The following is a 25,977-nucleotide window of genomic DNA, read 5'->3' on the forward strand; positions in this document are numbered from 1 at the left end:
TCCTACAGGTTTCGGGTTGTCTGGTCGGTGGCATTCACAACGCTGATGCCGCTGGTAGAACACAACCCCTGTAGGAGCCGGCTTGCTGGCGATTGGGCCTTGAATATTGCGTTGATTGCGTGGGCCTCATCGCTGGCAAGCCAGCTCCCACAGGTTTCGGGGTGTCTGGTCGGTGGCATTCACAACGCTGATGCCGCTGGTAGAACACAACCCCTGTAGGAGCCGGCTTGCTGGCGATTGGGCCTTGAATATTGTGTTGATTGCGTGGGCCTCATCGCTGGCAAGCCAGCTCCTACAGGTTTCGGGGTGTCTGGTCGGTGGTATTCACAACGCTGATGCCGCTGGAAGAACACAACCCCTGTAGGAGCCGGCTTGCTGGCGATTGGGCCTTGAATATTGCGTTGATTTCGTGGGCCTCATCGCTGGCAAGCCAGCTCCTACAGGTTCCGGGGTGTCTGGTCGATTGCATTCACAACGCTGATGCCGCTGGAAGAACACAGCCCCTGTAGGAGCCAGCTTGCTGGCGATGGCGGTGGGTCAGACGACGGCGTTGTTGACTGACAGGCCGCAATCGTCGGAACGCCGCCCGCAGCAAGCCGGCTCCTACAGGTTTGGGGGCTACCCTTCAAAACGTCCCGTGCCTTCGCGGTCGTGCTTGTATCGGCGGGTCAATGGAAACGGCGGCAACCACTGCTCGCGGCGAATGATCCAGCTTTCATAGGTGGGCGTCAGTTGGTCAGGGGCATCCAGCGATCCCAGGTTCACTTCAACTTCGTCGTCGGTGCGGGCGAAAACCGAGGAGCCACAGCGCGGGCAAAAAAAACGCCCGGCATAGTCGCGGGTTTCGCCGGTGATCGTCACCGCACGCTCGGGGAATATCGCGGAGGCGTGAAACAGCGCGCCATGATGCTTGCGGCAATCGAGACAGTGACAGAGGCCGACCCGGTATGGCCGCCCGGATGCCACAATTCGCACGTTGCCGCACAGGCAACCGCCGGTAAAAGAGTCCATGGTGCGCCTCCTCTGAATTCGTGCGACCGGAAGGCTTATTACGATAGCAGCCACCACTGGTCGCAACGAACTTGCTCTACAGATGCTTTTTACCTAATTTTGAATCTATAGATTCAATTTGAGGTCATGAACATGGCCGTTGCCCTCCAGCAACAAGCCTTCACCAAAAGCCAGTGCGTAACCGGCCTGCGCGCCGCTGTCGGCATTCTCGATAAATGGCGCGCCTCCAGCGATCAGGCCTGCCGTATCCTGCGCATCTCCCGCAGCACCTACACCCGCGCCCGCCAACGCGATCCCGACTGGGCCGTGGCACTGGACGCGGACCAGATGCAGCGCATCAGTTTCGTGCTCAACATCCACGCGGCGCTGCGCCTGGTGTTCGACAACCCGGAAAACGTCTACGGCTTCCCGTCGATGGCCAACGACAACGAATTCTTCAACGGCCGCTCCCCGCTCGAGATCATGGCTCAGGGCGATATGATTTCCTTGTATGAGACCTTCCGGCGCATCGACGTGCTGCGGGGCGCGCAATGGTGAGGCTGAGCGAACTGGCAGCACTTGCCGGCGAGCCATTGCAAGCCTATCGACTGGTCAATTCCAAGTTCCCCCCGGTGGCCTTGTTTGATGACGTGGCGGACGCGGACGCGTTTGAAGTGCTGTATCAGATCCAGGAACTCACCAACCCGAGACTTAAAAATGAAGTGGGTCGCCTTGAGCTGATTCGCCGCAGTGAAATCCCGTTCGGCATTCCGGGCTGCTCTTATGCGACGGCCCCCTTTACCCACGTAAACCCGGCAGGCTCGCGGTTCAGCGATGGCAGTTTTGGAGTGTTGTATCTGGCGGATACCCTGGAAACGGCACTGGCTGAAGTGAAGCATCATCAGAGCCTGTACTGGTCGAACGTCCCGAGCCTCAACTACGAGCGGTTTGTTTTCCGCGGGTTGTCCTGCTCTTTTGTGGAGGCCGGGATGAAAGATGCGACCGCCCTTTCGATGACCGACCCTGTTTACGATCCGGACGATTACACGCACTCCCGTCGTTTAGGGAAGTCAGTCAAAGAGGCGGGCTGCCCTGGGCTTCGTTACCACTCGGTGCGAATGCACGGCAGTGATTGCTGGGCGCTGATGACGCCGAAACCGGTTTTATCGGTGATTCAGGCGGCGCATTACGAGATGGTCTGGAATGGGCAGGTGACGAGTGTCAGTCAGATTAGTGAGGCTTGATTGCGTTACGCCGAAATGAAAACGGGCGTCTTGATAGGCGCCCGTTTTTATTTGTGTGTGGGGGGTTACCAACTGCCGTACGGGATGCCGAATTGTTCGATGTAGCGCTTCGCCTTTTCACTGACTGGATAGGCATACTTCCCTTCGCTCTTTCCCTGACTCGGTCCTAACGGTTCTATCTCAGCCTGGGCCCGTGCGACCTTGATCGTTTTCAGGCATTTATCCTCTACCCACACTTGCACAATGCCGCCGGGAGCCAATCCGACATACATCGCCGCCCGGTAATTGGCAGCCTCCTGCGGTCTTGTCACGCAACGCTCGTTCACAGAGGCGTGCATGATTTGACGCGCCTCTTCGGGAATATCCACCCACGCATGATAGGTTTGTGGCTCGACGATGGACTGCCAACGTACGTATATGCGCTTAGGCAAGTCAGCGCCGACCACTCCCCGAATACTGCCACCGATATGCTCACCCCATCCACGCGCCGCTTCGGTTCCATTCTCGGGTTCTCCCCCGGATGCACGACCTCCGCCCGTGCGGTTGAACAGCTTGCCATTGATGTCTTCAACAGCGCTGTCCTCTACCCAAACCTTCATGTAGAACGGCTCGTTGAAACTGAGACTCCACCAAGGATTTTTCGGATCGCCTTTGCCCGACAATGGCTCGGTTGCCTGACAACCTGCCGCCAGCAATGCGCACAACAAAATGACGATTGCTCGCATCAAAATAATCTCCAGCCTGGGTCAGCAATATGTGGGTGGCGAACACGGACTCCGTCATCCGTTGGCGCATTGGTGTAGCGGATTTTCATCCCACGTTCGCGGCTGCCGCCAATCGGGTTGTTCCAGTTAGCAGACATGTGGATGTACTTAAGCCTAAGCAACCTTTCTTCTTCAGGTGATGGTTTGTACTGACCTGCGAGGACGTTGTCACAGAACGATTGAAGCTCTGCCGGGACAGCGTACTCAGGAGTTTGCGGAACATCATCAAACTGGACGCCTTTCTCCTTCGCCAACTTGTGCATCAAGCGCAGAGATACCACCGACAACTTTCCACTCACCGATCTTTTTAGTTGCAAGCCCGCATAGGCTCGGACTTTTATGCCCCCCAAACGATCTTGCTCCGCCACCGGTAACTCAGATGGCGCAGGAGTAACAACCTCCAGCATTGCATCTGGCCAGCCGTTGGCAATCCACTTGGCTTTCTCTTGAAGGGCGTCTCGATAAATGGAGGTGGTACGGATGTCTTCACCTTTACTGATTGTGAGGGCCTGCATTGGGCTCACCAATACACACTCTTCCACTTCCTCGCGATAACCACCACCAATGTCGGAATGCACACCGGGCAGGGGAATTTCCGGATGCGCAGGAACGACACTACTCAACGCAAAATTCGCACGATGCTCATCACGAGCCGTCAGTTGCACGACATCGGTGAAGTATTTTCGGTCCAGGTACAGGTTAATGCCAGGAGCCACCGGGCTTTTGATATCGCCCATATTTGTAAAGCCCGCGACAGAGGGAACAGTATCAAACAGGCCGACAAACCCCATGATGATTTCGCTGTTGTATTGGCTGCCAAAGCTGGAGCTGAAGCCCTTGGGGTTACTTCGAAGCACTTCTCCCAATGGCCCTTGTTTGCAACGGACAATTTCGTTTGCAAAATGCCGTGCCGCAGCAGCGCCTCTACTGAAACCAAACGTGTCAAAGGTGAGCGAGGTGATTTCGCTGTCGGGGTTACTCTCGATTACTCTCTTGACCAATGTCTTCAGGTCCGCGAACGCTTGCTGCACCTTACTCGCTACACCCGTTGCTCCCCGCCCACTGGCTGCATTCAAGAGGCTGTCTTCGGCTCCGGCGCTTGTGCCTATCCCATCAACGTAAAGGCTTCGCAGCGCTAGTTTGACCGAGCCTGCACCCTGTACGTCTTTCGATTCCGGATAGAGGTCAAACAGTTTCGAAACATTACTCACATCATTCCCAAAACTCCCCTCCGGATCCGCCATATACGGCTTGCAGCTCGCATCTACATCCGCAGGCAAAATCGGATGATGGGCGCCACACAGCAATCCTGAAGCCGAGTTGCTCGCATTGTTCAGCGTCCCGTCGAAGAACACGCCAATGCGCAATGCGACGCGGACTTTCTCCTTCGCTGCCGCCGGTGCCTTGCCGTATTTCTCGTACTCGGCCCAGCGTCTGGCGTGGATGTCGACGGGTTTGGCTTCGTCGTATCGGAAGTTTTTCGGGGGGTTGGGTACGTATCCACTCATTCCTTGATCACCTGGCTCCTTGGTGCAACGGGCGCTGAGGGTGCCACTGTGGATCCAATCAAGCAACGCGTAGCCAGATGCCATCACTGGGACAACATGGACCTTCTTCCATGTATTGGTTTCGTCAATGGTCACCATTAATTCAATGAAGTTCTCTTAAAAATTGTGCGGCGTAACATCGCCTCCATACCAAACAACTACACCCCGGAGCACACCACCATGAAACGCCAACTCTTCCTCAGCATCGCTTTCTCGGTTTTTGCAGTTAACGCTTTTGCCGCTTCCTCCGCTCACCCGGTTGTCGCTGAAGGCGGCTCGGATCGGTTGATTGAAAGCCGTGTGGCTGAGGGTGGTTCGGATCGTTTGATCGAAAATCGTGTGGCCGAAGGTGGTTCCGACCGTCTGATCGAAAACCGCGTTGCCGAAGGTGGCTCTGACCGTCTGATCGAAAACCGCGTCGCTGAAGGTGGTTCCGACCGTCTGATCGAAAACCGCGTTGCCGAAGGTGGCTCCGACCGCCTGATCGAAAACCGCGTCGCCGAAGGTGGTTCCGACCGTCTGATCGAAAACCGCGTCGCTGAAGGTGGTTCCGACCGTCTGATCGAAAACCGCGTTGCCGAAGGTGGCTCTGACCGTCTGATCGAAAACCGCGTTGCCGAAGGTGGCTCCGACCGTCTGATCGAAAGCCGCGCTGTATGAATGAATGGCTCTATCGCGGTACTCAACGAGAAGCCCGGCCTAATCAGTCGGGCTTTTTCTTGCGTCAAACAAATGAGTGGCCTTCATTGAGGTGACGCCGCAGCACGCCGCTTCGCGTATCGCCCCAACCCGATTTTGATGCCGACCAGCATGGGCGCGGCGACTGCGAAAAGCAGCGTCACTGCAACAAATGCGCTGTCAAACGCAATCACGGTGGACTGACCTGTGACGGTACGACCCAGAAGGTTCATCGCCGCCCGACCCGCAGCCACTGCATCCATTCCCTTGGCCGACAACATCGCTGTCGTGGCGGTCAGCCGCTCGATGACCGCGCCCCCTCCCGGAGTGACGCTGGCGCCAAGGACCACCGAGTTGGCGACAACGTTATGCTCGATCAGCGTCTGAAGCCCTGCGACGCCCATCAGGCCACCCAACTGGCGCCCCGTATTGAAAAGCCCTATGCCGCTGGCAAGGTTGCGCCTGCTGAGGTCACTGAACGCGATCAGGGTGATCGACAGAAACAGAAAACCAAGACCCAACCCGCGCAACAGGATGGCCGCCATCATGTCGTCGGCGCCGCTTTCACGGGTGGAACCGGACAGCATCCACATCGCAACCATGATCATCAGGATGCCGAAGGGCACGGTGGCGAACGGCGGAACGCGGCGGGCTTGCATGAGCCAGGCCGAAATCAGCAACGCCCCGATAAAAAAGGCGCTACTGGGCAACAGCAGCTGGCCGGCATCGGTGGGTGTGAACGCGAGGACTGACAGTGCAAACGCCGGAATCAGGAACGCACTGCCGAACAAGGCCGCACCGGCGACAAAACTGACGATAAAGGCGAAGGTAAAATCGCTCGATTTGAACAGGGTGAAATCGAGCACACCCTGGCCTTGGGTCAACACTTGCTGGCCAAGAAAAGCCAGCAACGCGGCTGCCCCCATCACGGTCAGCCACAGGATGCGCGGTTCCTCGAACCAGTCCCATCGGCTGCCCTGGCTGAGCACATAGGTAAAACACAACAAGGTGACGCAGATCAGGCAGAAGCCGACCCCGTCAAACGGACGATGCCGTGTCTTGGTCGGCATCGGGGCGTCGGCAGTCAGCAAAAGTCCACTGGCCGCCAGGGCGAGCGGAACAACGCTGAAGAAAATCCAGGCCCAGGACTGACTATCGATCAACCATCCTTGAAGGGCCGGCGCGAGGGTGGCGGGCGCGACAACCGCGCCCATGGCGAACAGCGCCTGAAGGATGGGTTGATGTGATCGCGGCCAGGCGCGAAAGATGATCACCTGCCCCCCGACCAGCAGCGTGCCGCCGGCGAAGCCCTGGATAATTCGAAGCGCTACCAGCACATCCAGCCGAGCCGTCATGGCGGCAACGGCGCACGCCAGGCCCATGACCAAAGTGGCGCTGATGAGGACCTGACGCGGACCGAAGCGGTTCACCAACCAAGGAGCGGTCACGAACCCGATCAGCTTGAACGCGGTGTAGCCAATGTCCAGCCAGGCGAACTCATCGGGCGTTGCATAGGTATCGCCGATGATGTCGCTGCGGCCAAGCGACAGGACGGTGCCGGCGAGCGCTTCCGTCAGCGCGGCAAGCAGGATGCCCGCCATGATCAGGAGGCCATTCGTCACGCTGACATTACCCGGCGTGGCGGTGGCCACCGGGCTCATGAGCCACTTCCTTGCGCAACCTCGACCCGCGCAGACAGGCCCGGCACAATGCGGCCCGGCAACGGGTTGTGGGCCAACAGGATTTTCACCGGCACTCGCTGGACGACACGAACAAAGTTGCCGGTCGCATTGTCCGTGGGCAGCAGGCTGAATGCCGAACCACTGCCCGGTGCAAAACTGTCGACCACACCTTCAAGTGCCTCGTTCGGATAGCCGTCAACTGTGATGCGCACCCGTTGACCGGGGCGAATATGCTCGAGTTGGGTTTCCTTGAAGTTCGCCACGACCCACACATCATGGACCGGCACGATATCGAGCAACGACACGCCCGTCGTCACATACCGACCGACGCGGACCTGGCGGTTACCGATAACGCCATCGACAGGCGCGCGGACCACGGTGCTGTCGAAATCGATCTGGGCGAGATCCCGCGCCGCCTGCGCCTGATTCACCGCCGCAACGGCTGCTTCGCGCTCGGTAACCAACACGGCGATGTGTTGCTGTTGCGCCTCGACCGATGCCGAGGCGGCCGATACCGTCGCCTCGGCTCTGGACCGTGCAGCGGCGGTTTCATCGACCAGGGCGTGGCTGACCGCGTTGCTGACGATCAGTTTGCGGTTGCGATCATGGGTCTTGGTCGCCAGATTCATCTCGGCGGAAGCTGAACGCCTCTGGGCTTCGGCCTGGCGGATCAGGGCACGCTGAAGCTGGGTCTGGGCATCGACATGACTCAGGCGAGCCTGGGCCGCACTGACATTCGCCACGGCCTGCGCCAGCCGAGCGCGGTAGTCTCGATCATCAATGCGAAACAGGACATCACCCGCCCGGACGGTCTGGTTATCCTCGACCTCTACCGACGTGATGTATCCGGCCACTTTGGCGGCGAGCGAGGTCACGTCGCCGCGCACATAAGCGTTATCGGTGGAGGTCGCGCCGCTGAAAACAGCCAAGCCCCCTCCGACAGCCAGGACCAGAACGGCGGCGACGCACAGCAACCGGCCGATGGTTTTTTTCTTGCCGGGGCGCGTCACGGCGACAGGGATTTCGGCGCTTGCGCCGGCGACAATGGCGGCCTTGTCCTGGAGCGAGTTCATTGTTCTCATTACCTGTTCAATGCCGGGAAACGCAGCAGGCAAAGGGCGGCAGTGGCCTGCCGCCCGGCTATCGCGCGTCGATCAGCGCGTGTATGAGGTCACTTGCCGATGGGCGTGACGAGCACCTTTTCATCGGAATCGAGGACGAACACCGCCAGCAAACGCGCAGGTTGGGTATCGCTGGCATTGGCGCTGACTTCGTGCACGGAGCCCGGCTCCTCTACGAAGTTTTCGCCGACGTTGTAGATCTTTTCCGGCTTGTCTTTGATTTTGATGCGAAACGAGCCTTCCAGGACCGTTGCATAAATGAAGGCCGTTTTCGGATGGGTGTGGGCCGGCGACGCGGCACCAGGCCCATACTCGACAACCACGCCTTTCATGCTCTTGCCGGGGATATTGGGAATGGGCCGGTCGAACACGACCGTCACCTTGCCCGCGGGCTTGTCGTCGGCCGACGCGGTGATCGAGAGCGCTGCGAAAGCAGCGGCCAGAAGATATCGGGTGAACATGGCAAATCTCCTTATGCGTCTGTTTGATGAGGGCGCAACCCGGTGTCAGGACCGGGCGAGCCAGTCCTCGAAACGAATCGCGCCCAGGCGCGGGTGCTTGCCGGGGGTCAGCGATTGATCGTCGAGCACCGCGCCGAAGTAGCGTGCGTGCACGTCCGGAACGACTTTGCGGGAGTCCCCGGTTGCCCGCAGAAAGCGCCTGACCAGTTCGTCCAGCGGCATGGCCTCGGGCCCCGCGACTTCGAGCGTGCCGTTGACCGGTGTTTGCAGCGTGACCTCCGTCAGCGCCGCCACTACGTCGTCGGACGCCAGTGGCTGGATCAGCGCGGGCGAAAGGCAAATCTCCTCACCGACGGCGGCCGATTGCGCGATACCGCCGACAAATTCGAAGAACTGCGTAGCCCGCAGGATGGTGTAAGGAATGCTGGACGCCTTGATCAGGTTTTCCTGGGCGACCTTGGCCCGGAAATAGCCATTCTCGGGAAGCCGTTCGCTACCGACGATTGACAGGGCCACGTGATGACGAACGCCGGCGGCCGCTTCAGCCGCCAGCAGGTTGCGGCTCGAAGTTTCAAAGAAGTCGAGGACAGCCTGGTCTTCCCACGACGGCGCGTTCGCCACGTCGACGACGATATCAGCGCCATCCATCGCTTCGGCCAGGCCTTCGCGGGTGATGCTGTTTATGCCCGTACTGGGGGCGGCAGCGAGCACGTCATGGCCGCGCTCGCGGAGGTTATTCACAAGTTTCGATCCGATGAGGCCAGTGCCTCCAATGACGACGATCTTCATGGGTTCTCTCCGCTTCACGACGGCAACCATTGCTGTCGGTGTGAGTAAAGAGTGCCCCCGTGCATAAGCGAAGTCCTTGCGCAGGCCTTGGATTTACCTTCGCTCACGCTTGGTTTTTCGTCCAAAAAACCGCCGTTTGAATGTCATCCTGACTCGACGGTGCAGCCGGTTACGCGCTGCCGTATTATCGACTGCTCGTACTCATTACCCGCTCGACCAGGGGATATTCACCTTGCCATTCGTGTTTGAAGACTACGTGCTCGATCAAGAGCGCCGGGAACTCACCTTGCGCGGGCAAGTCGTGCCCATCGGGCCACAGGTCTTCGATTTATTGCTGCAGCTCGTCAGCCAGCGCGATCGAGTCGTCAGCAAGGATGACTTGCTCAAGGCGGTGTGGAGCGGCCGGGTGGTTTCGGAATCGACGATCACCAGCCACATCAATGCGGTGCGCAAGGCCATCGGCGATACCGGTGAGGAACAGCGCCTGGTTCGCACGGTGCCGCGCAAGGGTTATCGCTTCATTGGCCTGGTCGAGGCAGGCGAGACCGCCGAGGCCCGGCAACCTGACGGACACGATATCGACGCAGGCGTGCCCGCCGACCGGAATGAACCCCTCGTGCTACCGGACAAACCCTCGATCACTGTCCTGCCCTTCCAGAACCTCAGCGGCGATCCGGAACAGGACTATTTCGCCGACGGCGTGGTTGAGGACATCATCGCCGCCCTGTCGCGGATCCGTTGGCTGTTCGTGATCGCGCGCAATTCCAGCTTCACGTACAAAGGCCGGGCGGTAGACGTCAAGGGTGTCAGCCAGGAGCTCGGCGTGCGTTACGTGCTGGAAGGCAGCGTGCGCAGGTCCGGTGACAGGGTGCGCATCACCGGGCAACTGATTGATGCAACGACCGGAACCCATCTCTGGGCGGAGCGCTTCGAAGGCACGCTCGACGACATCTTCGAGTTGCAGGATCAAATCACTGAAAGCGTCGTCGGTGCCATCGCGCCGCAGCTCGAACGGGCGGAAATCGAACGGGCCAAGCGCAAGCCGACGGAAAGCCTCTGTGCCTACGACTATTACCTGCGGGGAATGGCGAAACTGCACAACGGCACACGGGAAGCCATCGAGGAGGCGCTGGTGATGTTCTACAAGGCCATTGAACTCGACCCGGAGTTTGCATCGGCCTATGGCATGGCGGCGTGGTGTCATTTCTGGCGCAAGTTGAATGGCTGGATGACCGATCGACCTCAAGAGATCGCCGAAGGTGCGCGGCTGGCGCGCCTAGCCATGGCGCTCGGTCGGGACGATGCGGTGGCGTTGACGCGAAGCGGGCATGCGCTGGCCCATCTCACCGGTGATGTCGATGGCGGCATTGCCCTGCTCGACAGGGCGCGCTTGCTCAATCCGAACCTCGCTCCTGCCTGGTTTTTGGGCGGTATTTTGCGTGCACTGCGCGGTGAAACAGACGCCGCCATCGAGTTTTTGACCCATGCGGTTCGCTTGAGCCCGCTGGACCCGGAGATGTTCAGGATGCAGGTGGGTATGGCGCTCGCGCACTTCGTTGCCGGGCGCTATGACTGTGCGACGGACTGGGCGGATAAGGCATTGCGCAACCTGCCCACCCTGCTGCCTCCGGTCGCGCTGCTGGCGGCCAGTCATGCGCTGAGGGGACAAATGGATAAGGCGAAGCAGGCGATGCAGCGCTTGCGCGAGCTGGATCCTGCATTGCGTGTTTCCAATTTGAAAGAATGGCTGCCTATTCAGCGGCCAGAGGATCTTGCTCGTTTTGCGCAGGGGCTGCGGATGGCTGGGTTGCCTGAGTGAGTGTGGTGCTGATCACTTTGCTTGGGGGTATATCCGTTTCTGCGGTAACGGCCGCTATTGGTTTCGCTTTTACAGCGAGTCACTTGGAAGAGCCCCAAGTAACCAAGGGCTCTTGCCCCTTTCGTTCGGTGGCTCGCTAAGGCTCGCCATGCCCTCGCTCCGGTCCTGCTCCGTGGGCCCGCCGCCATCGGCCATCCATGGCCGGGGGCGGCTAACCCGGCATCCATGCCGGGTTGCCCACTGCGCAGAACCTCCACTCGGCCTCTCGAGGGGGCGTGTACCTCAAGATCAAAAGCGGAAGGCGAGCTAACGCTCGGCCTGATGAGTGGTGGAAATCAAAAGCGTATGGGATTCCCTGTAGGAGCCGGCTTGCCGGCGAAAAACGCCCAGACACCGCGTTGATTCAGACAGCCCGCGTTATCGTTGAAGTCCATCGCCAGCAAGCTGGCTCCTACAAGGGAAATGCATTGGTTTTCGGTATGTCCTCGATCAACTGTAGGAGCCGGCTTGCTGGCGATAGCGGTGAGTCAGTCAACGCATGTATTGGCTGGACGGACGCCATCGCCAGCAAGCCGGCTCCTACAGGGGATCGGTGTACATGTCCGGAATGAGTGAACGCAGCAGTGAAGCAGAACGCGTACGCAAATGAGCCAGGTCGGCTTTCAGGCCGCCTCGGCGGCTGTGGCGGTAGTCGCCCCCTCGAGAGGCCGAGTGGAGGTTCTGCGTAGTGGGCAACCCGGCATGGATGCCGGGTTAGCCGCGCACGGCCAAGGATGGCCGATCGCGGCGGGCCCACGGAGCAGGACCGGAGCGAGGGCATGCCGAGCCTTAGCGAGGCACCGAACGAAAGGGGCAAGAGCGCTTTGGTTACTTTCGCGCTTTTCGAAAGTGACTCGCCGTAAGGGCGAAACCATTAGCAGCCGTTACCACAGCAACGGATATGTACACCCTTCCCAAATCCAACTCCGCCGCAAACTAAAAAAACACGGCTCAGTTATTGCGCAACAGCACGTAAGCCTCACCACCATTACGGTCATGTTGAAGAATGAAGTTTGCGCCCTGCAGGCTAACCTTCGACGGCACACGATCCGCCACCGCTGTCTGCGAATATGGCTGCACAGCGCTCAGCAATTGTCGGGTCAGGCTATCGTCGGACTGGCTCGGAGTCGTGACCACGCACTCTTTCGCAGACAACTGCACCGCAAGGTTTTTGTCAGCCGTGAAGCCGATACGGGTAAAACCCATATCCTGCAGATCATCGATACCGTAACGCTTGGCGGCTTCGGCCGAACCAGCGAACGATGGCGCAGTCTTCAGGCAGATGTCGGTGAAAGCTTCAATGGCCTTGGACTTGACGGGAATCGGAGCATTCGGGGTTGTTGCAGCGCAACCGGCGAGCAAGAGAAGGCTGGACAAGGCGAGCTTGCGAAACAACGAACCGGACATGACGCTGGGATCCTTCCATTTGAATACGACGCGCAACCATCGGGTCGCGTGCCACTTGAGCAGGTGGGCCCGAATGGTAAAACAAGCCCGGCCTCCACCGCGAGAGGATGAGCGTCGAGGCCCTTCTCATTCAGCACCAACAATGAGTCAAGACGATCTGCATCGGACTCAATACGTTCAGAACCCAATAGCGCGGCATCAAAGGCAACACTGTCTCCACTCCCAACGCACACCGCGTTGGGGTGTGAAAGGTATTGCCACCCCACTATTGGAAGCCTGACTCATGAAAACCTTAAGCATCGAGAACTACAAAACCAATGCCGCCTCTGGACAATCATCGCTCGGGAGCAAAACCACAGCGATTGGGACTTACGGAGCGTACTTTGCCCTCGCCGTGATCTACTTCTGGTTCGGTGGCATGAAATTCACTCACTACGAAGCGCAAGGCCTGGTTCCGCTGGTGAGCAACAGCCCTTTCCTGGGTTGGGTCTACAACATTTTCAGCGTCGATACCTTCTCCAGTTTACTCGGCGTCCTGGAAGTCTCGATCGGTGCTCTTATTGCAGGTCGACTGCTGTCACCCAAGCTTTCATTGATCGGTGGCGCCTTGTCAGCCGGGCTGTTTTTCACGACGTTGAGCTTTATGTTGTCGACACCAGGAGTGATCGAACCCAGCCTCGGCTTCCCGGCCATTTCGGTTGCACCGGGCCAGTTTCTCCTGAAAGACATCGGGTTGCTTGCCGCGTCCATCTTCGTGGCCGGCCATTCATTAACCGCGCTGGAAAACCGCTGAATCGATGATCCTTCTCTTGGGATGGCCTGAAGCAATCCGATGTTTTCAGGCCATGCCCCATCAAGAAAGTCCGTCCCCCTCTCCCGCCAAATCTTTTAGCCAGTCCCGAGGGCTGTAGCCCGTCTTGCGACGAAACGCACGAGCAAGTGCCGAAGGACTTTCATAACCGACTTCTGCGGCGATCAGCGTAATCGGCCGCCCTTCACGCAAACGCTTCTGCGCCAGGCTGATACGCCAGCTCAACAGATAGTCCGCCGGTGTCTGCCCTATAACGGCCCGGAAGTGCACGGCATAGGCCGCACGCGACATGTTCGACTCGCTCGCCAGTTCCGCCACCGACCAGGCACGGTGAGGTGCGTTGTGCATTTGCACCAGCGAGCGCGCCAGTCGCGAATCCGCGAGCCCGGCCATCATGCCGGTCCGCAGTTGGTGATGATCGAGCAGATGTCGAAACAGCAGGATGATCAGTAATTCGAACAAGCGATCCAGCGCCGCTTCCCTGCCGCAATGTCCGGCTGCCGCCTCAACGAACATCCATCGCAGCGTATCGGCCAGCTGCGGCAACTCTTCCAGGGGCAGCACCAGGCAATCGGGTAGCGAGGCAGACAATGGGTTATCGACCCCACCCTCAAACTCCATTGACGCACACAGGAGTTGAGCGCCCTCGGGCTCACCGGCGAACAGTTGATGCCGGCTTGGGCGTGGCAGAAAAATCAGACTGGGTTGCGTCAGCAGCACGTCCTTACGGTCGCCGCCCCGCAAAGTGATGGTACCGGCCTGCAGCAGGTGAATATGACCACGCTGGTCGGCGCCATCGTACGCCGCCATACCGCACAGCCTGCCGTTGTAAAACAGGTGTGCGCGTACGCCGAACTGCGAAAACAACGTAGACAGGCGATCCATGGGCATTCTCTTGGAGTGGTACAGACCGGAGGTCTTTGACTGGGTGTATATCCATTCCTGCGGTAACGGCGGCTATTGGTTCCGCCCTTACGGCGGGTCACTTGGAGAAGCGCCAAGTAACCAAGCGCCCGCGCCCCTGACGTACGGTGGCTCGCTAAGGCTCGCCATGCCCTCGCTCCGGTCCTGCTCCGTGGGCCCGCCGCCATCGGCCATCCCTGGCCGGGGGCGGCTAACCCGGCATCCATGCCGGGTTGCCCACTACGCAGAACCTCCACTCGGCCTTCCGACGGGGCAGATCAAAATCAAAAGCCAAGCAAAAGCCAAAGCGAGGCGGCCTGCCAGCCGACCTGTCTCTATAACCGTACGCGCTCGCCTTCACTGCTGCGGTCACTCATTCCGGATATGTACACCGCCCCCCTGTAGGAGCCGGCTTGCTGGCGATGGCGGTGGGTCAGTCGGCGCATTTATTGACTGGACGGACGCTATCGCCAGCAAGCCGGCTCCTACGGTTGATCGTATTTATCCAGACACATCTGCATTTACCCTGTAGGAGCCAGCTTGCTGGCGATGGACGTCAACGATAACGCGTACTGTCTGAATGAACGCGTCGCCCAGACGTTTTTCGCCGGCAAGCCGGCTCCTACAGGGAATCCCATACGCTTTTGATTTTCACCACTCATCAGGCCGAGCGTTAGCTCGCCTTCAGCTTTTGATCTTGAGGTACACGCCCCCTCGAGAGGCCGAGCGCAGGTTCTGCGCAGTGGGCAACCCGGCATGGATGCCGGGTTAGCCGCCCCCGGCCATGGATGGCCGATGGCGGCGGGCCCACGGAGCAGGACCGGAGCGAGGGCATGGCGAGCATTAGCGAGCCACCGAACGAAAGGGGCAAGAGCCCTTGGTTACTTGGGGCTCTTCCAAGTGACTCGCCGTAAGGGCGAAACCGCCAGCCGCCATCACCGCAGCAACGGATATACCCCCACCCAATCCCAAAAACCCTCCCAACCCTAGGTGTGATGAATCTCCCGATCCTTGGTTTCCGGCAAAAAGAACGTCCCAAGAATAGCCGTCATCACCGCAATCACGATCGGATACCAAAGCCCGTAGTAGATATCCCCCGTGGCCGCGACCATGGCGAACGCAACCGTCGGCAGGAAGCCGCCAAACCAGCCATTACCAATGTGGTACGGCAACGACATCGAGGTGTAGCGGATACGCGCCGGGAACAGTTCCACCAGCCACGCCGCGATCGGGCCATAGACCATGGTCACGTAGATCACCAGGATGGTCAGCAGCAACAACACCATCGGGTAATTGGTCTTCGCCGGATCAGCCTTCTCAGGGTAACCGGCGTCCTTGAGCGAGGTGCCAAGGGTGGCGACGAAGGCATCGTTGCGGGTCTTGAAGTCGGCGGCCGGCATGCCGGTGCCCTCGAAGCTCTCGACCACTTTGCCGCCAATGCGAACCTGCGCAACGGTGCCCGGCTCGGCTTTTTCGTTGATGTAGGGGATGGCTTTCTTCGCCAGTACCGTCTTGGCAAGGTCACAGGAACTGGTGAATTTGGCTTTGCCCACCGGGTCGAACTGGAACGAACACTGGTCTGGATCAGCGACCACCGTGACCGGGTTTTTCGCCTGTGCCGCAAACACGTCGGGGTTACCGTACTGGGTCAACGCATGGAAGATCGGGAAGTAAGTCACCGCCGCCAGAATACAACCGGCCATGATGATGCCCTTGCGACCGATGCGATCGGACAGGCTGCCGAATATCACGAAGAACGGCGTGCCGATCAGCAGCGAACCGGCGATCAGCAGGTTGGCGGTCTGCGGGTCGATCTTGAGCATTTGCAGGAGGAAGAACAGCGCATAGAACTGCCCGGTGTACCAGACAACAGCCTGGCCGGCAGTACCACCGAGCAGCGCCATGATCACAATTTTGAGGTTTTCCCAACGGGCGAAGGATTCGGTCAGCGGCGCTTTGGACGACTTGCCCTCGGCCTTCATTTTCACGAACACCGGCGATTCGCTGAGTTGCAGGCGGATGTACACCGAGATGATCAGCAACAGGATCGACAGCAGGAACGGAATCCGCCAGCCCCAGGCCTCGAACGCTTCCGTACCGAGAACGGTGCGGCAGGCGAGAATCACCAACAGCGACAGGAACAGACCGAGGGTCGCGGTGGTTTGAATCCACGAAGTGAAATAGCCGCGCTTGCCCTTCGGCGCATGCTCCGCGACGTAGGTCGCCGCCCCACCGTACTCACCGCCCAACGCCAGGCCTTGCAGCAGTCGCAAGGTGATCAGGATGATCGGCGCCGCGACGCCGATGGTCGCGTAGCCGGGCAGAAACCCGACGATGGCGGTGGAGATACCCATAATGACAATGGTGATCAGGAAGGTGTGCTTGCGTCCGATCATGTCGCCCAGTCGCCCAAACACAATCGCGCCGAAAGGCCGCACGGCAAACCCCGCAGCGAACGCGAGCAGCGCGAAGATGAAGGCGGTTGTCTCGTTGACACCGGCAAAGAAGTGCTTGGCGATGATCGCGGCGAGAGAGCCGTAAAGGTAGAAGTCGTACCATTCGAACACGGTGCCCAGGGACGAGGCGAAGATGACCTTGCGCTCCTCCCTGGTGATCCCGTGGTTGGGCACGTTGCCCGTGGTGGTGTTGTCGATTGCGGCCATGAGTCTTCTCCGTCTTGCTCTTGTTGTAGGCCGGAGCACCTCACTAGCATCGTCGCACCCAGGCCCTGGGGCTGAAGTTATCGGACTACGGAATGCACAAAGCCTGGCAACAGGCTGACCGCCTCACATCACTGCAAGGTTTCATGAAGCATAATCACCTTCGTGCAGATATCCACTCGCCAGCCTGCAAACCCTCAAATACGCGGAGAACCCGCCATGAATCAGCGCAAAACCGGCTACGCCCCCGTCAACGGCCTGCGGATCTATTTCGAGATTCACGGCGCAGCGCACCCCACGCGACCGCCCCTCGTCCTGCTGCATGGCGGCGGCGACACCCTTGAAACCTCATTCGGTCAGATCCTGCCGGTGCTGGCGGCTGAGCGTCAGGTCATTGCCATCGAACAACAGGGTTATGGGCACACAGCGGACATCGTCGACCGTCCGTTCAGCTTCGAGCAATCCGCGGACGACACGGCGGCACTGCTCGCGTATCTGCACATCGGGCAAGCGGACCTGTTTGGTTTCAGCAATGGCGGCACCATCGCCTTGCAGGTGGCGATCAGGCATCCGGACCTCGTTCGCAAAATCGTGGCGGCGTCGGCGCTGGTCAATCGTGACGGTGCCTATCCGTGGCTCTGGGAAGCGATGGCCAACGCCACGCTGGAGAACATGCCGCCAGAGTTGCAGGAGGCGTACCTCAAGGTCGCGCCGCAGCCCGGCAATCTGCGGCTGATGCATGACAAGGCAGCCCGGCGCATGCGCGATTTCAAGGACATCCCCGACGACGATATCCGCCGCATCACCGCACCGACATTGGTGGTGGTCGGCGATGCCGACGTCATCCGTCCCGAACATGCCGTGCAGATGTTCCGGCGCCTGGCACACGCGCAGCTTGCCGTGCTCCCCGGCACCGATCACATGCAGGTGACCACGCGCACCGAATGGCTGGTGCCAATGATCGACGCGTTTCTCGATGCCTGAAAACGGGCGTCGTGGCGCCCGTTTCCGGCGAGTTCAGCCCTGACAGCAGCGCGCCCCGACACGGCAAAAACAGGAGGCGGTGATTTCCACATCGGCCCGCGCCATGGCCAGATCGAGGCGGGTCCGGGCAGCAGCGGCTTCGGCGTCCCGCCCCAAGCGTTTCAGGCACTCCACATAACCGTGGAGGCTCCAGACATTGTCCAGATGCCAGGACGCACGGCTCAGCGTGTCGTCCAGCCCCAGATCGGCCCGGTAGGCCTGCAAGGCTTCTTCCACCCGACCCTGCTCCAGCAGCAGCGCACCCAGCGCGTGTCGCACCGGTTGCATCCAGCCCCAAGGCTCGTCGTACGGCAGGTTGTCGTCCAGTGACTGCGCCTCGCGCAGGTGAGCGAACGCGCTGTCGTAGTTGCCTTTGCGGTACTCGATTTCCCCGTGCAGCATGGCGCCGGCCACCGCCAGGATGTCGGTGCATTTATTGTTGAAGAGGTAACGCGTTGGCGGCACGCGGGTCAGCGCATTGATGAACAGCCGTTGTTCGGCTTGCGCGGCGGCAATATGCCCGTTGGCCGCGTGCGCCACGCCTCTGGCGTAATGCAGCATTGCGGTGGTCACGCAGTACAGTTCCTGGTCATTGGGCAATGGAGTGACGAGGATGTCCTGCCATTTGCCGAAGCGGATCTGCACATGCACCTTCATTGACACGAAGCTTTCCAGCCAGTCGGCCATGGGCGGTTGCTCGACGCGCAGCAGTTCTTCCTTGATGGTCGACATCAGCTCTTCGGCGGCGTCCAGCGCCGGTTGGTATTGCCCGAGGAACATCGCCGAGTAGAGTTTGAAGTGGTAGTTGTGGCATCGATACAGGGTGTAGAAGTTGAGCGGCCCTTCCCGCTCCAGGAATTTTCGGTCGGCCAGGATCGCTTGGCTATTGGTGTTCATGGCCCCACGGTAATCGCCGCAGAGCACATCGATGTGCGACGGCATGTGGCGCAGGTGCCCGGCGTCCGGCACCAGGTCGCGCAGAACATCGGCGGCGAGCAACGCTCGTTCGGGATGGGGTGACATTTCCAGGGTGTGGACGTACATGTGCAGCACGCCGGGGTGCGGCGCACCGCCCAGTGCCTGCTCCAGCACAGCCAGCGCTTCGAGGGTGTCGGCGCCCGGCGCGGGTTCACCGGTTGTCAGATCCCACAGCAGCCAGGGTGTGCGGTCAATCAAGGCTTCGGCAAACAGCGCCGCCACATCGGGGTCGTCGGGAAAGGCTTTATGGACATCGCGCATTGACGCCGCGTAGGCATCGTTCCAGGTGAATAGTTGTTCAACACTGTCGGCAGCGTCGGCCTGATAGCGTTGCTCAAGCGCCCGGATCAGCGCTTGTTCCACCGGTTTGGCACCGTCGCAATGCGCCAGCGCAGTACGCGTCGCCAGTCGGGCCTGGGCGACGGCGTCTTTCAACTCCTGTTCGATAAACGCGTCCCAGCGCTTGTTGTAGTTGGGGCCGCTGGCATAGGCGATTCCCCAGTAGGCCATCGCGCAATCGTGGTCGTGCTCGATCGCCTTGCGGAAACAGCGGATGGATTCATCGTGGTTGTAGCCGTAGCACCATAACAATCCGCGGTCGAACCAAAGCTGAGCCTGTGGCGAACGAGTCGTTACGGGGCGGCTGTAGGTGCCCAAATCGTAATAGTCGTGCATCGGTTTACCCTCTCGATCAGAGCCTGGAACCTCGCAGAAAACGCCTCACGGCCTGACTTGCCGGAGACCGTCGACAGTTCGGGAGATCCAGCATACCCCGGCTGCTCCGGCCGGGCGGTGCAGCCGACGACAGGCTGGCGCCATGGAGTTTTTAGGACATTACTCACCAGCCCCCCCTGTAGGAGCCAGCTTGCTGGCGATGGAGTGTCAGCTAAGGAAATGTCGACTGACACACCATCGCCAGCAAGCTGGCTCCTACAGGGGGGGCGGTACTGAGCAGGCATGCGCCCAGACGCCCTTTCGCATCATTGGCAAACCATTGCCGGCGTCGATAGTCACCATCAACTCAATGAAGTTCTCTTAAAAACTGTGCGGCGTAACATCAGCTCCATACCAAACAACTACATCCCGGAGCACACCATCATGAAACGCCAACTCTTCCTCAGCATCGCTTTCTCGGTTTTTGCAGTTAACGCTTTTGCCGCTTCGTCTGCTCACCCGGTTGTCGCTGAAGGCGGCTCGGATCGTCTGATTGAAAGTCGTGTGGCTGAGGGTGGTTCAGATCGTTTGATCGAAAACCGTGTTGCCGAAGGTGGCTCCGATCGCCTGATCGAAAACCGCGTTGCCGAAGGTGGTTCCGACCGCCTGATCGAAAACCGCGTTGCCGAAGGTGGTTCCGACCGTCTGATCGAAAACCGCGTTGCCGAAGGTGGTTCCGACCGCCTGATCGAAAACCGCGTCGCCGAAGGCGGTTCCGACCGTCTGATCGAAAGCCGCGCCGTATGAATGAATAACGCTACCGCGGTACTCAAAAAGAAGCCCGGCCTGACCCGCCGGGCTTTTTCGTGCACAAATAAAATCAGCTCCCCCTTAATGCCACTAGCACACCTGTGATACATAGCTCCTGATTGCGAGTCCCGTATCCAATGAGGTTGCCCATGTTTTTCTCCCCACGCCTGCTGCTGACCTGCGCCCTGTCCGGTTTACTCGCTTGCGGCGCACAAGCCGGCACGCCCTCCCCGGCGCCCGCCAGTTTGCAACCGCTGCTGGTGACGATAAACGAACGCCTGAACATTGCTGATCTGGTGGCGCTGACCAAATGGGACAGCCACAAACCGATCCAGGACAGCGCCCGGGAAGCACAAGTCATCGCCAATGCCAGGAATCAAGCGGTTACCCGCAAACTCGACCCGGACGAAATCGCCGAGCTGATCGCCGCACAGATCGAAGCCAACAAACTGGTGCAATACGGACTGCTCGCGCAATGGCAAGCGGCAGGCAACGCGCCTGATGTGCCGCGGCCGGACCTTGCCAATCAAATCCGGCCACAACTGGATGAGCTGCAAAACCGCCTGTTGCAGCACTACGCCGATTTCGCGCCCTATCGCAAAGACCCGAACTGCGCCCAGTGGCTGGCCAAAGAGCGGTCGGCGCTGATCAAGGATGGCCTGCATGGCCAGGCATTGATCCGCGCCACCGGGGATTTGTGCATCATCGGTCGATGAGTCACCTGCCGTCTGCCAGTGCACTCAAGGCTGGCGACTGCTGACACTCTGCGCGCCCTTCTCGAACATCGCTTCGAAACGGGGCTTGTTGGCGGCGTAATAAGCGGCGACGGCCTGGTCGGAAGAGCTTTGGCGCGCCTGCATCATCAACGCTTCGAGATCAGCCTGAGGGATCGAGTAGTGGGCGAAGAAGTACGCCACTTCCGGATACTCCTGGCTGAAGCCCTTGCGCGCCATGGCGTGAATCTGCTCGGCGCCGCCAAAGATCTTCTTGGGATCATCCAGATAGCGCAGCGGATATTTGGAGAACATCCAGTGCGGACTCCAGGCATTGACCAAGGACCATTTGCCGCGTTTGAGGTTACGGTCCAACTCGTTGAGCATGCCGGACTCCGATGAGGCCACCAGCTTGTAACCATCGAGCTTGTACTCCTCGATGGCCTTGACCGTGAGCTTGTACTGGCCGTTGCCGACCTCGGACGTGAGGATCTTGCCGTCGAGCTTTTCCCTGACCTGCGGTTTGTTCAGGTCCTCGACGCTCGCCACTTCGCTGATCGGCACCGAGGTCGGCACCGTCATACCAATACGTCCTTCATAGAGCACGCCGAGGTCTTCGAGCCGGTCCTTGTATTTGTCGTAGAACGCCTTGTGGGTACTCGGCAGCCAGACCATCGGGATGAGGTCGATATTGCCGTTGGCCAGGGCCTGGAACTGAATGCCGATGTCGGCCATCACCAGTTTCACCGGTTGTTTTAAATGTTCCTGCAACGCGGTGGTGGCGAGCTTGACGATGATTTCGGTGTCGGACCAGTTGACCCAGCCAATGCGCACAGGTTGCTGTTCCGCCGCCTGAGTCAGCGCCGCGTGGGTTCCAAGCGCCAGTCCGAACAGGCAGGCACAGGCTGTTTTTCGATACGAATGAGCGTTCATCAGGCGTCTTCCTATTTTACGGTGATAGGCAGGTTGTCTTCGTTTGAACGGCCTTACGGTCGTGAACAGTGCAGTCTTCGCTGCTTCGAATTCGGGCAGCACAGCCCTTCTCCACCGAATCCCTCGCAATCCCTTTTCACATCGTGCCAGGCACGACTGTCGCTCCTCTGCACCCTTTCGAGCCTGATCTTATCGGCGACTTTTGTGTTGCGCAAGAAAAATGTACACGTGTGTCATGAGCAATTGACACCTATGTACATTTATCCTAATTTCAAGTCGCCGAGCCTGATGAAGCCCACTTTGGAGCGCACCACGATGTCCAGCGATCCCTTGCTGCAACCCTACAAGATCAAGCACCTGACCCTCAGAAACCGGATCATGACCACGGCGCACGAGCCGGCCTACCCTATCGACGGCATGCCCCAGGCGCTGTATCGCGCCTACCACGTCGAGCGCGCCAAGGCCGGGGTTGCCCTGACCATGACGGCGGGCTCGGCGGCGGTCTCCCGGGACAGCCCGCCGGTGTTCAACAACGTGCTGGCCTACAAGGACGAAGTAGTCGGATGGCTCAAGGACCTGACCGATGAATGCCACGAACATGGCGCGGCGGTGATGATCCAGTTGACCCACCTGGGCCGGCGCACTCGCTGGGACAAGGCCGACTGGTTGCCCGTGGTCTCGCCTTCGCACCGTCGCGAGGCGTCGCACCGCTCGTTCCCCAAGAAGATGGAAGACTGGGACATCGAGCGGATCATCAAGGACTACGTGGACGCAGCCGAACGCATGCAGGCCGCCGGCATGGACGGCCTGGAATTGCAGGCCTACGGGCATTTGATGGATCAGTTCTGGTCGCCGCTGACCAACGATCTCGACGGCCCTTATGGCGGCTCGCTGGAAAACCGCATGCGCTTTACCTTCGACATCCTGCGCGGGATTCGCCAGCGTGTCGGCGAAAACTTCCTGCTGGGTGTGCGCTACACCGGCGACGAAACGCTGCCGGGCGGCTTCAACGCCAGTGAAGGGATGCAGGTGTCGCACATGCTCAAGGACAGCGGGCTGATCGATTTCCTCAACGTGGTGCGCGGCCACATCGACACCGACGCGGGCCTGACTGATGTCATCCCGATCCAGGGCATGCGCAACTCGCCGCACCTTGATTTCGCCGGTGAGATCCGTGCCTCGACGGGCTTCCCGACCTTCCACGCGGCGAAGATTCCCGACGTCGCCACGGCGCGCTACGCGATTGCCTCGGGCAAGGTCGACATGGTGGGCATGACCCGCGCGCACATGACCGATCCGCATATCGTGCGCAAGATCATCGAGAAGCGCGAGGAAGACATCCGCCCTTGCGTGGGCGCGAACTATTGCCTGGACCGGATCTATCAGGGCGGCGCCGCCTACTGCATTCACAACGCGGCGACCGGTCGCGAAACCACCATGCCCCACGAGATTCCCAGGGCGGCGCACCAACGCAAAGTGCTGATCATCGGCACCGGCCCCGCCGGGCTGGAAGCAGCGCGTGTCGCGGGCGAACGCGGCCACGACGTCACTGTGCTGGAAGCGGCGGACCGGCCCGGCGGGCAGATCCGGCTGACGTCCCTGAACGAACGCCGCCGCGAAATGATCGGCATCATCGACTGGCGAATGGCGCAGTGCGAGCGCCTTGGCGTGAAGTTTCACTTCAACACCTGGGCGGAAGCCGACACCGTGCTGGCCCACGAGCCGGACGTGGTCATCGTCGCGACCGGAGGCCTGCCCGACACCGAGGTGCTTGCTCGAGGCAACGAACTGGTGGTGTCGACCTGGGACATTATTTCCGGCGACATCAAACCTGGCCGCAACGTGCTGATTTTCGATGATGCCGGCGACCATGCCGCCTTGCAGGCTGCCGAAGTCATCGCACAAAGCGGCGCGACCGTGGAGATCGTCACGCCCGACCGTGCATTTGCGCCGGAAGTGATGGCGATGAACCTGGTGCCCTACATGCGCAGCCTGCAAGACCTCGACGTCACTTTTACCGTCACGTACCGCGTCGAGTCGGTGGAAAAGCGCGATGGCAAGCTGGTCGCGACCTTCGGCAGCGACTACGGCAAGGTCAACAAGCAGCGTGTCGTCGATCAGGTCGTGGTCAACCACGGCACGCTGCCGCTGGACGACCTGTATTTCGATCTTCGCCCTCACTCCAGCAATGGCGGCGCGGTGGAACAGCACGACCTGATTGCCGGTCACGCGCAGCACATCGTCACCAACCCTCAAGGGCGTTTCCAGCTGTTCAGGATCGGTGACGCCGTGGCGGCCCGCAACACGCATGCGGCGATCTACGATGCCTTGCGGTTGGTGAAGGAAATCTGACCCCTGTCAAACATGAATAGAGGGAGCTTTTGCTCCCTCTTTTTTTACATCCCGCGTCGGGCGACAGCCGCACCGGCCTGTACAGCCTGGCCCACGATGGCGTCGAGATGTTGATCAGCCATCGACTGCAACGCCGCTGCCGTCACACCGCGATAAGCCATGAGGGCGTCGATCATTTGCAGGGGATCGCGGCTGGCCAGTAGCTGACCGCCACCCACCACCACGCCGTGCGCGGCACGTTGGGCGATCGCCTCGGGAATCCCCGCGACCACCGCCGATTCAACCAGCGCCCTGTAAAGCATGGCCGGGAAAGCAGGCCCGGTGCCGGACAGAGCACTGAGGTAATCGATGCAATCCTCATTGGGCACTTCGTCCGCCGAACCGACGCATTCAAAAAGTCGTTGCACCCACTCGCGGTCCTGTTCGCTCAACTCACCGGCGTTGTACCAAGGCGTGTACGACTGGCGGATTTCCACAGCTGCATTCGGCATCGCCCGCACCACGACTTGCGCACCGATGGCGGCGCTGATGGTCGCCGCCGGAACACCGGCCATCAGTGAAATCACCCGTTTGCCCCGGGCGTCGATCTGCAGTTCACGAAATTGCTCCGGACGGATCGACAGCACCACGACGTCGCTAAGTTCAACCAGCGCCTGGTTATCCGCCAGCACCCGCACGTCTGGCCCGAACGTGCTGCTGCCGGAACGGTTCGAAATCAGCAGGCAATCGGCAGCGATGAAGCCGCTTTCCAGCACCGCGTCAGCGATTGAACGGCCCAACCAGCCGGTGCCGCCGATGATGCCCAGTGTTCTATTCGGCATCGGGCGTGGCCTCCTCGAAAGTGTCGACCAGCGACACGAAAACACCCGGCTCTTTTTCCGCGTAGCCGAACTTGCCAAAAAAACGGTCGAGCTCGCGACGCTTCGGTGCCTTGCCGGTAAACACCGTGACGTACTGCGGAATGCGTCGGAAACGCACGACGATGTCCTCAGTGGTTTTCATCGAGATGTAGCCGATCTGCGTGAGGTAGATCGTCCTGGCCCGCGCATCGGCGGCGTCGGTCTCGTAGCCGAACCGGCGAAACATGCCGGCCAGGGCATTGATCCGCGCCTCGTCAGCCGCCGCGATTTCATCGGCCACCTCGGCGGACTGCAACGCCCAACTGCGCACGGCAAACTCGAACTGCGAGTCGAACAGCTCGGGATTCACCCAGCATTCGAAAACGTTGAGGATGGCTTCGGAAATGCTTTCGGCGTAACTCTCGCACTGGCTGATCAGCCCGCCGGTGTTCTTGTCGCGCCAGCGGGTCAGGAGCGCCGCCAGCAGTTGCTCGCGATCCTCATAGAACCAATAGAAACTGGTGCGCGACAAGTTCAGCCGCTTGGCCAGCGGCATCACGCGCACCGCGTCCACACCGGATTCCTTGAGGGCATCGTAGGCGGCGTCCAGCCAGCCATTGACCGAGCCGCGCCAGCCGGCGTCCTGTGCCTTGGTCCGTGTCTTTCCTGTCTGCGACATCCTCGGGTACCACCGTGTTCTGAAAATGTCGCTCCACTCTACGCTGCACGCCCTCGTGCGTACACAAAATGTACATCGACG

Annotated in this window: 23 protein-coding genes; 9 read left to right on the forward strand and 14 right to left on the reverse strand. The window is 60.0% G+C overall.

The window, feature by feature from the left end:
- Window positions 1-618: 618 nt before the first annotated feature.
- Entirely contained in the window at window positions 619-1,011 is a 393-nt protein-coding gene (locus KGB25_RS11170) for a GFA family protein (RefSeq protein ID WP_008024674.1), read from the reverse strand.
- 132 nt (window positions 1,012-1,143) lie between these two features.
- Here KGB25_RS11170 and KGB25_RS11175 point away from each other — a divergent pair, with 132 nt between their 5' ends.
- Entirely contained in the window at window positions 1,144-1,548 is a 405-nt protein-coding gene (locus tag KGB25_RS11175; RefSeq protein ID WP_008037849.1) for an antitoxin Xre-like helix-turn-helix domain-containing protein, read from the forward strand.
- The gene (locus tag KGB25_RS11180) at window positions 1,542-2,234 is read left to right on the forward strand and encodes an RES family NAD+ phosphorylase (RefSeq protein ID WP_223434957.1); all 693 of its coding nucleotides are present in this window, start codon (window positions 1,542-1,544) and stop codon (window positions 2,232-2,234) included. The genes KGB25_RS11175 and KGB25_RS11180 overlap by 7 nt, the downstream gene beginning before the upstream one ends.
- 65 nt (window positions 2,235-2,299) lie before the next feature.
- On the opposite strand, the gene KGB25_RS11185 is transcribed toward KGB25_RS11180, so the two are convergent.
- A complete protein-coding gene (locus KGB25_RS11185; protein WP_223434958.1) occupies window positions 2,300-2,959 on the reverse strand; it encodes a DUF2931 family protein in 660 nt (219 codons plus the stop codon).
- Window positions 2,959-4,506 (reverse strand): T6SS phospholipase effector Tle1-like catalytic domain-containing protein, encoded by a 1,548-nt coding sequence (locus tag KGB25_RS11190; RefSeq protein ID WP_223435006.1) that lies wholly within the window; start codon window positions 4,504-4,506, stop codon window positions 2,959-2,961. Before KGB25_RS11190 ends, KGB25_RS11185 begins: the two co-directional genes overlap by 1 nt.
- Window positions 4,507-4,725: 219 nt before the next feature.
- Between KGB25_RS11190 and KGB25_RS11195 the strand changes: the two genes are divergently transcribed.
- Window positions 4,726-5,205 (forward strand): phage infection protein, encoded by a 480-nt coding sequence (locus KGB25_RS11195; protein ID WP_090473931.1) that lies wholly within the window; start codon window positions 4,726-4,728, stop codon window positions 5,203-5,205.
- A gap of 83 nt (window positions 5,206-5,288) precedes the next feature.
- Here the strand turns inward: KGB25_RS11195 and KGB25_RS11200 are convergent, their stop codons facing one another.
- The 4 genes from KGB25_RS11200 to KGB25_RS11215 all read right to left on the reverse strand — a co-directional run bounded on the left by KGB25_RS11200 (window position 5,289) and on the right by KGB25_RS11215 (window position 9,276).
- Entirely contained in the window at window positions 5,289-6,884 is a 1,596-nt protein-coding gene (locus KGB25_RS11200; RefSeq protein WP_223434959.1) for a DHA2 family efflux MFS transporter permease subunit, read from the reverse strand.
- Window positions 6,881-7,978 (reverse strand): HlyD family secretion protein, encoded by a 1,098-nt coding sequence (locus KGB25_RS11205; RefSeq protein ID WP_223434960.1) that lies wholly within the window; start codon window positions 7,976-7,978, stop codon window positions 6,881-6,883. Before KGB25_RS11205 ends, KGB25_RS11200 begins: the two co-directional genes overlap by 4 nt.
- 98 nt (window positions 7,979-8,076) lie before the next feature.
- Window positions 8,077-8,487, reverse strand: coding sequence for a cupin domain-containing protein (locus tag KGB25_RS11210; protein WP_008042324.1), 411 nt, complete (start codon window positions 8,485-8,487; stop codon window positions 8,077-8,079).
- A gap of 45 nt (window positions 8,488-8,532) precedes the next feature.
- A complete protein-coding gene (locus KGB25_RS11215) occupies window positions 8,533-9,276 on the reverse strand; it encodes an SDR family oxidoreductase (RefSeq protein WP_207286580.1) in 744 nt (247 codons plus the stop codon).
- A gap of 232 nt (window positions 9,277-9,508) precedes the next feature.
- Between KGB25_RS11215 and KGB25_RS11220 the strand changes: the two genes are divergently transcribed.
- Complete coding sequence (locus KGB25_RS11220) at window positions 9,509-11,095, forward strand: winged helix-turn-helix domain-containing protein (protein WP_223434961.1); 1,587 nt, start codon at window positions 9,509-9,511, stop codon at window positions 11,093-11,095.
- Window positions 11,096-12,085: 990 nt separating this feature from the next.
- Here KGB25_RS11220 and KGB25_RS11225 read toward each other — a convergent pair.
- Window positions 12,086-12,541: a hypothetical protein gene (locus KGB25_RS11225; RefSeq protein WP_223434962.1), complete on the reverse strand. Its 456-nt coding sequence runs from the start codon at window positions 12,539-12,541 to the stop codon at window positions 12,086-12,088.
- Window positions 12,542-12,824: 283 nt separating this feature from the next.
- Between KGB25_RS11225 and KGB25_RS11230 the strand changes: the two genes are divergently transcribed.
- Window positions 12,825-13,334 (forward strand): YkgB family protein, encoded by a 510-nt coding sequence (locus KGB25_RS11230; protein ID WP_223434963.1) that lies wholly within the window; start codon window positions 12,825-12,827, stop codon window positions 13,332-13,334.
- 60 nt (window positions 13,335-13,394) lie between these two features.
- Here the strand turns inward: KGB25_RS11230 and KGB25_RS11235 are convergent, their stop codons facing one another.
- Together KGB25_RS11235 and KGB25_RS11240 are read right to left on the reverse strand one after the other, a co-directional pair.
- On the reverse strand, window positions 13,395-14,237 hold the full coding sequence (locus tag KGB25_RS11235) for a helix-turn-helix transcriptional regulator (RefSeq protein WP_032832844.1): 843 nt from the start codon (window positions 14,235-14,237) through the stop codon (window positions 13,395-13,397).
- Between the two features lie 1,004 nt (window positions 14,238-15,241).
- Window positions 15,242-16,918, reverse strand: a complete 1,677-nt coding sequence (locus KGB25_RS11240) for an MFS transporter (RefSeq protein WP_207286133.1) — start codon at window positions 16,916-16,918, stop codon at window positions 15,242-15,244.
- Between the two features lie 216 nt (window positions 16,919-17,134).
- Here KGB25_RS11240 and KGB25_RS11245 point away from each other — a divergent pair, with 216 nt between their 5' ends.
- Complete coding sequence (locus tag KGB25_RS11245) at window positions 17,135-17,899, forward strand: alpha/beta fold hydrolase (RefSeq protein ID WP_223434964.1); 765 nt, start codon at window positions 17,135-17,137, stop codon at window positions 17,897-17,899.
- 33 nt (window positions 17,900-17,932) lie between these two features.
- On the opposite strand, the gene KGB25_RS11250 is transcribed toward KGB25_RS11245, so the two are convergent.
- A complete protein-coding gene (locus tag KGB25_RS11250; protein WP_223434965.1) occupies window positions 17,933-19,591 on the reverse strand; it encodes a tetratricopeptide repeat protein in 1,659 nt (552 codons plus the stop codon).
- A gap of 423 nt (window positions 19,592-20,014) precedes the next feature.
- On the opposite strand from KGB25_RS11250, the gene KGB25_RS11255 reads away from it, so the two are divergent.
- Window positions 20,015-20,377: a hypothetical protein gene (locus KGB25_RS11255; protein ID WP_008040440.1), complete on the forward strand. Its 363-nt coding sequence runs from the start codon at window positions 20,015-20,017 to the stop codon at window positions 20,375-20,377.
- A gap of 152 nt (window positions 20,378-20,529) precedes the next feature.
- Entirely contained in the window at window positions 20,530-21,096 is a 567-nt protein-coding gene (locus tag KGB25_RS11260) for a chorismate mutase (protein ID WP_008040441.1), read from the forward strand.
- A 24-nt stretch (window positions 21,097-21,120) separates the two neighbouring features.
- Here KGB25_RS11260 and KGB25_RS11265 read toward each other — a convergent pair whose 3' ends face one another.
- The gene (locus tag KGB25_RS11265) at window positions 21,121-22,026 is read right to left on the reverse strand and encodes a glycine betaine ABC transporter substrate-binding protein (protein ID WP_223434966.1); all 906 of its coding nucleotides are present in this window, start codon (window positions 22,024-22,026) and stop codon (window positions 21,121-21,123) included.
- Between the two features lie 315 nt (window positions 22,027-22,341).
- On the opposite strand from KGB25_RS11265, the gene KGB25_RS11270 reads away from it, so the two are divergent.
- The gene (locus KGB25_RS11270) at window positions 22,342-24,378 is read left to right on the forward strand and encodes an NADH:flavin oxidoreductase (RefSeq protein WP_223435007.1); all 2,037 of its coding nucleotides are present in this window, start codon (window positions 22,342-22,344) and stop codon (window positions 24,376-24,378) included.
- A 44-nt stretch (window positions 24,379-24,422) separates the two neighbouring features.
- On the opposite strand, the gene KGB25_RS11275 is transcribed toward KGB25_RS11270, so the two are convergent.
- Both KGB25_RS11275 and KGB25_RS11280 read right to left on the reverse strand, forming a co-directional pair.
- Window positions 24,423-25,199 carry a pyrroline-5-carboxylate reductase family protein gene (locus KGB25_RS11275; RefSeq protein ID WP_223434967.1) on the reverse strand — a complete coding sequence of 259 codons (777 nt, stop codon included), beginning with the start codon at window positions 25,197-25,199 and terminating at the stop codon, window positions 24,423-24,425.
- Window positions 25,189-25,896, reverse strand: a complete 708-nt coding sequence (locus KGB25_RS11280; RefSeq protein WP_008033332.1) for a TetR/AcrR family transcriptional regulator — start codon at window positions 25,894-25,896, stop codon at window positions 25,189-25,191. Before KGB25_RS11280 ends, KGB25_RS11275 begins: the two co-directional genes overlap by 11 nt.
- Window positions 25,897-25,977 lie beyond the last annotated feature (81 nt).

This window comes from Pseudomonas sp. BF-RE-21 (assembly GCF_019947305.1).
GTDB lineage: Bacteria > Pseudomonadota > Gammaproteobacteria > Pseudomonadales > Pseudomonadaceae > Aquipseudomonas > Aquipseudomonas migulae.

Bases quoted from the DNA above. Each gene is read 5' to 3' on its own strand.
- KGB25_RS11170 (WP_008024674.1), bottom strand. From the start codon at position 1,011: ATGGACTCTTTTACCGGCGGTTGCCTGTGCGGCAACGTGCGAATTGTG.
- KGB25_RS11175 (WP_008037849.1), top strand. From the start codon at position 1,144: ATGGCCGTTGCCCTCCAGCAACAAGCCTTCACCAAAAGCCAGTGCGTA.
- KGB25_RS11180 (WP_223434957.1), top strand. From the start codon at position 1,542: ATGGTGAGGCTGAGCGAACTGGCAGCACTTGCCGGCGAGCCATTGCAA.
- KGB25_RS11185 (WP_223434958.1), bottom strand. From the start codon at position 2,959: ATGCGAGCAATCGTCATTTTGTTGTGCGCATTGCTGGCGGCAGGTTGT.
- KGB25_RS11190 (WP_223435006.1), bottom strand. From the start codon at position 4,506: ATGAGTGGATACGTACCCAACCCCCCGAAAAACTTCCGATACGACGAA.
- KGB25_RS11195 (WP_090473931.1), top strand. From the start codon at position 4,726: ATGAAACGCCAACTCTTCCTCAGCATCGCTTTCTCGGTTTTTGCAGTT.
- KGB25_RS11200 (WP_223434959.1), bottom strand. From the start codon at position 6,884: ATGAGCCCGGTGGCCACCGCCACGCCGGGTAATGTCAGCGTGACGAAT.
- KGB25_RS11205 (WP_223434960.1), bottom strand. From the start codon at position 7,978: ATGAACTCGCTCCAGGACAAGGCCGCCATTGTCGCCGGCGCAAGCGCC.
- KGB25_RS11210 (WP_008042324.1), bottom strand. From the start codon at position 8,487: ATGTTCACCCGATATCTTCTGGCCGCTGCTTTCGCAGCGCTCTCGATC.
- KGB25_RS11215 (WP_207286580.1), bottom strand. From the start codon at position 9,276: ATGAAGATCGTCGTCATTGGAGGCACTGGCCTCATCGGATCGAAACTT.
- KGB25_RS11225 (WP_223434962.1), bottom strand. From the start codon at position 12,541: ATGTCCGGTTCGTTGTTTCGCAAGCTCGCCTTGTCCAGCCTTCTCTTG.
- KGB25_RS11230 (WP_223434963.1), top strand. From the start codon at position 12,825: ATGAAAACCTTAAGCATCGAGAACTACAAAACCAATGCCGCCTCTGGA.
- KGB25_RS11235 (WP_032832844.1), bottom strand. From the start codon at position 14,237: ATGGATCGCCTGTCTACGTTGTTTTCGCAGTTCGGCGTACGCGCACAC.
- KGB25_RS11240 (WP_207286133.1), bottom strand. From the start codon at position 16,918: ATGGCCGCAATCGACAACACCACCACGGGCAACGTGCCCAACCACGGG.
- KGB25_RS11245 (WP_223434964.1), top strand. From the start codon at position 17,135: ATGAATCAGCGCAAAACCGGCTACGCCCCCGTCAACGGCCTGCGGATC.
- KGB25_RS11250 (WP_223434965.1), bottom strand. From the start codon at position 19,591: ATGCACGACTATTACGATTTGGGCACCTACAGCCGCCCCGTAACGACT.
- KGB25_RS11255 (WP_008040440.1), top strand. From the start codon at position 20,015: ATGAAACGCCAACTCTTCCTCAGCATCGCTTTCTCGGTTTTTGCAGTT.
- KGB25_RS11260 (WP_008040441.1), top strand. From the start codon at position 20,530: ATGTTTTTCTCCCCACGCCTGCTGCTGACCTGCGCCCTGTCCGGTTTA.
- KGB25_RS11265 (WP_223434966.1), bottom strand. From the start codon at position 22,026: ATGAACGCTCATTCGTATCGAAAAACAGCCTGTGCCTGCCTGTTCGGA.
- KGB25_RS11270 (WP_223435007.1), top strand. From the start codon at position 22,342: ATGTCCAGCGATCCCTTGCTGCAACCCTACAAGATCAAGCACCTGACC.
- KGB25_RS11275 (WP_223434967.1), bottom strand. From the start codon at position 25,199: ATGCCGAATAGAACACTGGGCATCATCGGCGGCACCGGCTGGTTGGGC.
- KGB25_RS11280 (WP_008033332.1), bottom strand. From the start codon at position 25,896: ATGTCGCAGACAGGAAAGACACGGACCAAGGCACAGGACGCCGGCTGG.